Raw genomic sequence first — 6,546 nt, 5'->3', positions numbered from 1 at the left:
TGGTCGGCACGCGCGCCGCCGAGGCGCGCCACGTCGCGGGCTGGTGCGCGCCGCCGAGGCGGGGCGCGTGTTCGACCTGGTGGCCGCGCCGCACCCGGGCGGCGGCGCCGTCGTGACCTTCGACGACGTGACCGCGCAGCTGGCGCTCGCCGCGCGCTACCGCAGCGTGGTCGAGACGACGCGCGACGCGATCACGATCAGCGACGCGACCGGGCACATCGTCTTCGCGAACCCGGCGGCGGTCGAGCTGTTCGGGCGCGGCGACGCGCTGATCGGCACGCACTCCGCCGCCCTCGTGCGCCCGGAGGACGCGCCGGAGGTGCTGCGCCGCGCCGCGCTCGGCCGCGACGGGGTCGGGCAGCGCTACGAGATCGTCGTCGTGCGCCCCGACGGCGACGAGCGCACCGTGGCCGTGTCCACCGCGCCGCTGCGCGAGACGGGGGAGGTCGACGGCGTCGTCGCCTCGCTGCGCGACGTCACCGACGAGCGCCGCGCGCAGGCGGCCACGCGCGCCTCCGAGGCGCGCTACGCCCGGCTGGTCGAGTCGGCCTCGGACGCGATCTTCACCGTCGACGCGCAGGGGCGCCTCACGGGCGTCAACCGCGCGATGGAGGTCACCACGGGGCGCGACCGCGACGCGCTGGTCGGGCAGCACTGCAGCGTCGCCGCCGACCCGCGCGACCGCGAGGCCGTGATCGAGATCCTGGAGGCCACGCTGGCGGGGGAGCGCGTGCGGCGCGAGCTGCGCTACCGCGACCGCCACGGCCGGTCGCGCGTGGCCTCGGTGACCACCGCGCCCATCGTCGGCGAGTCGGGGGCCGTCGAGGGCGGGCTCGGGGTGATGCGCGACGTCACCGGCGAGCGGCGCCTCGCCGAGCAGCTGCTGCAGCGCGAGAAGCTGGCGGCGATGGGGCAGCTGGTGAGCGGCGTCGCGCACGAGCTGAACAACCCGCTGGCCGGCGTGCTCGCCTTCAGCGAGCTCCTGCTGGCCGAGCCGGCGCTCGACGCCGCGGCGGGGAGCGACGCCGCCGAGCTGCGCGAGCTGGCCGACACGATCCACCGCGAGGCCCGCCGCGCGGCGCGCATCGTCGGCAAGCTGCTCACGTTCGCGCGGCAGCACCCGCCGCAGCGCGCGGCCACGGACCTCAACCGCGTGCTGCTGGAGGCGCTCGACCTGCGCCGCTACGCGCTGCGCACGCAGCAGGTCGACATCGAGCTGGCGCTGGACTACGAGCTGCCGGTCACCTCCGCCGACGGGCCGCAGCTGCAGCAGGTGTTCCTGAACCTGATCACCAACGCCGAGCACGCGCTGCTGCGCCAGCCCGGCGACCGCCGCCTCACCGTCCGCACGCGGCAGCGCGACGGGCGGCTGTACGTCGAGGTGCAGGACAGCGGCCCGGGGCTCGCGCCCGACGAGCGCGCGCGCATCTTCGAGCCGTTCTACACGACGAAGCCGGTGGGGCAGGGGACCGGGCTCGGGCTCGCCGTCTCGCTCGGGATCGTGCGCGACCACGGCGGGCAGCTCGCGGTCGAGAGCGCGCCCGGCCGCGGCGCGACCTTCGTCGTCGAGCTGCCGTGGGTCGCCCCGTCGCCGCTGGTCGGCGACGAGTCGCCGGCGGTCGCCTGAGCCGTCGCCCGAACCGCTCCGGAGGGGGGCGCCCATGAGCGCGATCGACCTGACGCCGTTCGGCCTCGCCGTCGGCCACGCCACCGACGCCGCGGGGGGCACGGGGTGCACCGTCGTGCGCGGCGTCGACGCCCCGCTGCGCGCCGGCGTCGCGGTGCTGGGCCGCGCCACCGGCACGCGCGAGTTGGCGCTGCTCGCGCCCGGCCACCTCGTGGACCGCGTCGACGCGCTGCTGCTCACTGGCGGCAGCGCCTACGGGCTCGACGCGGCGGCGGGGGTGATGCGCTGGATGGAGGAGCGCGGCCACGGCTTCCCGGTGGGCGGGGGCGTGGTGCCGATCGTCCCCGCCGCCGTGATCTTCGACCTCGCGCCGTGCGGCCGCTTCGACGCGCGCCCGACGCCCGCGATGGCGTACGACGCCTGCGACCGCGCGCGCCCCGTGGTCGACGCGCAGGGGAGCGTCGGCGCCGCCACCGGCGCCACGGTCGGCAAGCTCCTCGGCCCGGCCGGCGCCATGAAGGGCGGCTTCGGCGCCGCGGTGGTCGGCGAGGGCGACGGCGCGTGCGCGGCGCTGGTCGTGGTGAACGCGTTCGGCGACGTGCGCGCGCGCGGCGGCCGCATCGTCGCCGTCGGGCGTGCCCCCGAGGGCGGCTTCGTGGACACGCGCGCCCGCCTCGCGCACGGCGGCGCGCCCCCCGACCGCTACGGCGCCGCCGACGCGCCGCCCAACACCACGCTCGCCGTGGTGGCCGTGCGTCGCCCGCTCGACAGGGCGGCGCTCGGCGGGCTCGTCGCTGCCGCCGACGTCGCGCAGCACCGCCGCATCACCGCCTGCGGCACCAGCTTCGACGGCGACGTCGTGTTCGCGCTCGGCCCGGCGGCGCCCGCCGTTGCGCTCCCGCCCGGCGAGGCGGTGGCGCAGAAGTCGCGCGCCGCGCTCGCGCTGGCGCTGGCGGTCGAGCGCGCGGTGTGGCTGGCGGCGGGGCGCGACGGCATCCCCGGGCTGGCGGACGGGTGAGCGTCGAGCGTGGAGCGTCGAGCGTCGAGCGTGAGTCCCTCGACGCTCGACGCTCCACGCTCGACGCTGCCGCGCGCGGGTGCCCGATCCCCGCCTAGATTCCCCCCATGCCCTCCCTCGCCCTCGTCCGCGCCCCCGTCGCCCCGCTGCACGCCGAGCCCCGCGTCGCCAGCGGGCAGGTCACGCAGGCCCTCTTCGGCCACGCGGTGGCCGTGGTCGGCGAGGCCGGCGACTGGCGGCGCGTGCGCACGCTGCACGACGGCTACGAGGGGTGGGCGCACGTCGGCTACCTGCACGCGCTCCCCGGCGACCCGCTTCCCGACGACGCGCCGGCGCTCGCGCCCTACGAGGGGCGCGACTTCGCGGCGCGCGAGCCCGAGACGGCGGCGTCGGTGCGCGCGACCTTCGGCGACGACGTCCCCGCGCTCTCCCTCGGCGTCTCGGCGCGCGCCGGCGGGCGCACGCTGCGCCTCCCGCTCGGCGCGCTGGTGCACGGGCCGCAGGAGCTGCTCGACGGGGAGGCGGTGGCGCTCGACGCGCGGGCCGCGCGCTTCCCCCGCGACGGCGCCGCGGCCGCGGAGAGCGCGTGGCGGTTCGAGGGGACCTCGTACCAGTGGGGCGGGCTCACCCCGTGGGGCGCCGACTGCTCGGGCTTCGTGCAGGCCGTGTGGGGGCTGCACGGCGTGTCCCTGCCGCGCGACGCGTGGCAGCAGGCGCTGGTCGGCGACGATCTCGGGCGCGACCTCACCGGGCTCGCCGCCGGCGACCTGCTGTTCTTCAGCGACCGCGAGGACCGCCGCATCACGCACGTCGGCCTGATGCTCGACGCGCTGCGCATGGCGCACCTCGCGCTCGGCCGCGGCGGGTGGAGCGTCGAGGACCTCGTGGACGACGACGACCCGTACGTCGCGCGGCTGCGGGCCAACTTCCTCCAGGCCCGCCGCGTCAGCTGACCAGCGTCCCCGGGGGCGGCGTGATCATCGGGCCGGCGGGCGCGGCGGCGTCGCCGAGCACCGTCACCGGCAGCTGCACCGCGACCCGGCCGTCGATGAGCAGCATCACCGAGTGCGGCCCCGGGCGCTCGAGCGGCAGGTCGAACGCCTGCACGAGCGGGATGTCGGCCTCCGCCACGCCGGGCGGGAGCGTCCCGATCTCGACCTGCACCTCGGTGCCGAGCAGCGTCGCCCCGCCGGGGCCCGTCACCTGCAGCGCCAGCCGGTGCGTCCCCGCGTCGGCCGCCTGCGCCTTGAGCTTGGCGACGAGGTGCACGCGCGGGTGCACGGCCGGCAGCGACGCGGCGCGCAGCACGTCGAACACGCCGAGGATGTTGAGCTTCCCGTCCGCGGCCACGTTGGCGGCGTCGGCGAGGAGGGCGAAGGCCACGTACATGGCCGGCAACTTAGCGCGCCGGCCGGCGCCGCGCCGTCCCCGGCCGCGCCCCGTATAGATTGGGGGATGCGGACGGCGACCTGGCTCACCGACCTGATGATGCTGGCGATGGCCCTCCTCTGGGGGGTCAACTTCAGCGTCGTCAAGTACGGGACGCGCGTCCTGCCGCCGCTCGCCTTCAACGCGCTGCGCGTGGCGCTCGCCACCGCGGTGCTCGGCGGGCTCGCGCTGGCGCTGTGGCGCGAGCGCCCCGCGCGCGCCGACATGGTGCGGCTGGCGACGCTCGGCCTGCTCGGCCACGGCGTCTACCAGTTCTGCTTCATCCAGGGGATCGCGCGCTCCTCGGTGGCGACGTCCGCGCTCGTCCTCGCGTCGAGTCCCGCGCTCATCGGCCTCGTGGGGCGCGGCCTCGGCACCGAGCGCCCGACGCGGCGCGCGTGGGCGGGGATCGGGCTCCAGCTGCTCGGCATGGCCGGCGTGGTGCTGGGGAGCGCCGTGCAGCCCAGCGCGTCGGCGGAGTCGCCGCTCCTCGGCGCCCTCATCCTGCTCGCGGGCTCGGTGTCGTGGGCGTTCTACGCGGTGCTCCTCAAGCCGCTCACGCAGCGCGTGCACCCCATCCACCTGTCGGCGTTCACGCTGCTCGGCGGCGTCGGCGTGCTGGTGGGGATGGGCGCGCCCGCGCTGGCCGCGCTCGACGCCCGCGCGGTCCCGGCCGCGGGGTGGGGCGCGGTCGCGTACGCGGGGCTGGCGGCGATGGTGCTCGCGTATCTCTTCTACTACCGCGGCGTGCGCGTGCTCGGCCCGGTGCGCACGGCGATGTACAGCAACCTGCAGCCGCTGATCGCGATGGCGGTCGCCTACCTGACGCTCCACGAGGTGCCGACGCCCTGGCAGATCGGCGGGGCGGCGGCGATCACCACGGGGCTGCTCGTCTCCCGCAAATGAAGCTGGTCCTCTTCGACATCGACGGCACCCTGCTCAAGGGCAACGGCGCCGCGCGCCGCGCGTTCGAGGGGTCGCTGCGCGACGCCTTCGCGATGGAGCCCGACCCGCGCGTCCACTACGACGGCAAGACCGACCCGCAGATCGCGCGCGAGCTGCTGCGGCTGGCCGGCCACGACGACGCCGCGATCGACGCGCGCCTCCCCGAGGTCATCGACGGCTACCTGGCGCGGCTGCGGCGCGAGGTCGCGGTCGGGGAGCGGCACTTCACCACGCTCCCCGGCGTCGATGCGCTCCTCGACGCGCTGCAGCCGCGCCGCGACGTGGTGCTCGGGCTGCTGACGGGCAACGTCGAGTCGGGCGCGGCGATCAAGCTGCGCTGCGCGGGACTCGACTGGGACCGCTTCCGCGTCAACGCGTTCGGCTCCGACCACGAGGACCGCCCCGAGCTGCCGCGCGTCGCCCGGCGCCGCGCGCGCGAGCTGACCGGGCACGACTTCGACGGCGACGCGATCGTCGTCGTCGGCGACACGCCGGCCGACATCGCCTGCGCCCGCTCGGTGCGCGCCCGCACCGTGGGCGTGGCCACCGGCCGCTACCCGGCCGACGAGCTGGCGGGGCACGGGGCGACGGCGACCTTCGCCGACCTCACCGACACCGACGCCGTGGTCGCGGCGATCTGCGGGTGACCGCGTGATCGACGAGACGGAGCTCAAGGCCGTCGTCCCCGACGTCGCCGCCTGCCGCGCCCGCGTCGAGGCGGCGGGCGCGCGGCTGCTGTTCGAGGGGACCCTCGTCGACCGCCGGTGGGACCTGCCGCACGGCCCGCTCGCCGCCCGCGACGAGGTGCTGCGCGTGCGCACGACCGACGCCGCCGGCGCCGCGCGCCACACCCTCGACTGGAAGGGGCCGACGCGCGTCGGGCAGGGGTACAAGCGGCGCCTCGAGCGCTCGACCGACGTCGGCGACGCGACCGTGCTGGAGCACGCCCTCGCCTCGGCGGGGTTCATCGTGGTGCGCGAGGTCGAGCGCGCGGTCGCGCAGTACGCGCTCGGCGACGCGACGCTGCGCTTCGAGCGCTATCCGCGCCTCGACGACCTAGTGGAGGTCGAGGGGGCGCCGGCGGCGCTGGAGGCGGCGATCGCCGCCACGGGGCTGCCGCGCGCAGCGTTCACCGCGGCGCGGCTGGCCGACTTCGTCGCCGACTTCGAGCGGCGCACGCGACGCCGCGCGGCGCTGTCGGCGCGGGAGCTGGCCGGTGGCTGACGGGGCGGTGCCGGCGCGGCTGCGCGGGCTGCTGCGCGCGCGCGCGCTCGACGCCGACGGCAGCGCGCGCCGCGACGGCGACGCGCTGGTGCTCGCCAACGCCGAGGGGCGCACGCTGCACGTGCCGCTCGCCCACTGCGACGGCGTGCGCGTGCGCGACGACGACATCGCGTGCTTCGTGGCGGGCGGCGACGCGGTCGAGCTGGCGCCCGCCGGCGTCGCCGCGGCGCTCGCCGCGCGCGGCGCCGCGCACCTGGGGCGCGCGGTCGCGTTCCCCGAGGTCACGCGCGCGCTGCGCGCGTAC

The 6,546-nt window shown here is 77.5% G+C and carries 8 protein-coding genes; 7 read left to right on the top strand and 1 reads right to left on the bottom strand.

Annotation, left to right across the window (positions count from 1 at the left end):
* The 3 genes from PYV61_RS18905 to PYV61_RS18895 all read left to right on the top strand — a co-directional run.
* On the top strand, positions 1 to 1,627 hold a 1,627-nt coding region (locus PYV61_RS18905), incomplete at its 5' end, for a PAS domain S-box protein (RefSeq protein WP_275834500.1).
* A gap of 34 nt (positions 1,628 to 1,661) precedes the next feature.
* Entirely contained in the window at positions 1,662 to 2,645 is a 984-nt protein-coding gene (locus tag PYV61_RS18900; RefSeq protein WP_275834498.1) for a P1 family peptidase, read from the top strand.
* 107 nt (positions 2,646 to 2,752) lie between these two features.
* A complete protein-coding gene (locus PYV61_RS18895) occupies positions 2,753 to 3,598 on the top strand; it encodes a C40 family peptidase (protein ID WP_275834497.1) in 846 nt (281 codons plus the stop codon).
* Here the strand turns inward: PYV61_RS18895 and PYV61_RS18890 are convergent.
* Entirely contained in the window at positions 3,591 to 4,034 is a 444-nt protein-coding gene (locus tag PYV61_RS18890) for a hypothetical protein (RefSeq protein WP_275834495.1), read from the bottom strand. The genes PYV61_RS18895 and PYV61_RS18890 overlap by 8 nt on opposite strands.
* 66 nt (positions 4,035 to 4,100) lie before the next feature.
* On the opposite strand from PYV61_RS18890, the gene PYV61_RS18885 reads away from it, so the two are divergent.
* The 4 genes from PYV61_RS18885 to PYV61_RS18870 form a co-directional block, all read left to right on the top strand.
* Positions 4,101 to 4,979: an EamA family transporter gene (locus tag PYV61_RS18885; RefSeq protein ID WP_275834493.1), complete on the top strand. Its 879-nt coding sequence runs from the start codon at positions 4,101 to 4,103 to the stop codon at positions 4,977 to 4,979.
* On the top strand, positions 4,976 to 5,665 hold the full coding sequence (locus PYV61_RS18880) for an HAD family hydrolase (protein WP_275834491.1): 690 nt from the start codon (positions 4,976 to 4,978) through the stop codon (positions 5,663 to 5,665). Before PYV61_RS18885 ends, PYV61_RS18880 begins: the two co-directional genes overlap by 4 nt.
* A 4-nt stretch (positions 5,666 to 5,669) precedes the next feature.
* On the top strand, positions 5,670 to 6,242 hold the full coding sequence (locus PYV61_RS18875) for a class IV adenylate cyclase (protein WP_275834489.1): 573 nt from the start codon (positions 5,670 to 5,672) through the stop codon (positions 6,240 to 6,242).
* Positions 6,235 to 6,546 (top strand): hypothetical protein (locus PYV61_RS18870; protein WP_275834488.1); only part of this gene is annotated, 312 nt, incomplete at its 3' end. The genes PYV61_RS18875 and PYV61_RS18870, both read left to right, overlap by 8 nt.

The sequence above is a fragment of the Roseisolibacter sp. H3M3-2 genome (assembly GCF_029211165.1).
Taxonomy (GTDB): Bacteria; Gemmatimonadota; Gemmatimonadetes; order Gemmatimonadales; family Gemmatimonadaceae; genus Roseisolibacter.
The sequence above is the reverse complement of the archived record's forward strand: the minus strand, read 5'-3'. Positions and strand labels throughout refer to the sequence as shown.

Bases quoted from the DNA above. Each gene is read 5' to 3' on its own strand.
- PYV61_RS18900 (WP_275834498.1), top strand. From the start codon at position 1,662: ATGAGCGCGATCGACCTGACGCCGTTCGGCCTCGCCGTCGGCCACGCC.
- PYV61_RS18895 (WP_275834497.1), top strand. From the start codon at position 2,753: ATGCCCTCCCTCGCCCTCGTCCGCGCCCCCGTCGCCCCGCTGCACGCC.
- PYV61_RS18890 (WP_275834495.1), bottom strand. From the start codon at position 4,034: ATGTACGTGGCCTTCGCCCTCCTCGCCGACGCCGCCAACGTGGCCGCG.
- PYV61_RS18885 (WP_275834493.1), top strand. From the start codon at position 4,101: ATGCGGACGGCGACCTGGCTCACCGACCTGATGATGCTGGCGATGGCC.
- PYV61_RS18880 (WP_275834491.1), top strand. From the start codon at position 4,976: ATGAAGCTGGTCCTCTTCGACATCGACGGCACCCTGCTCAAGGGCAAC.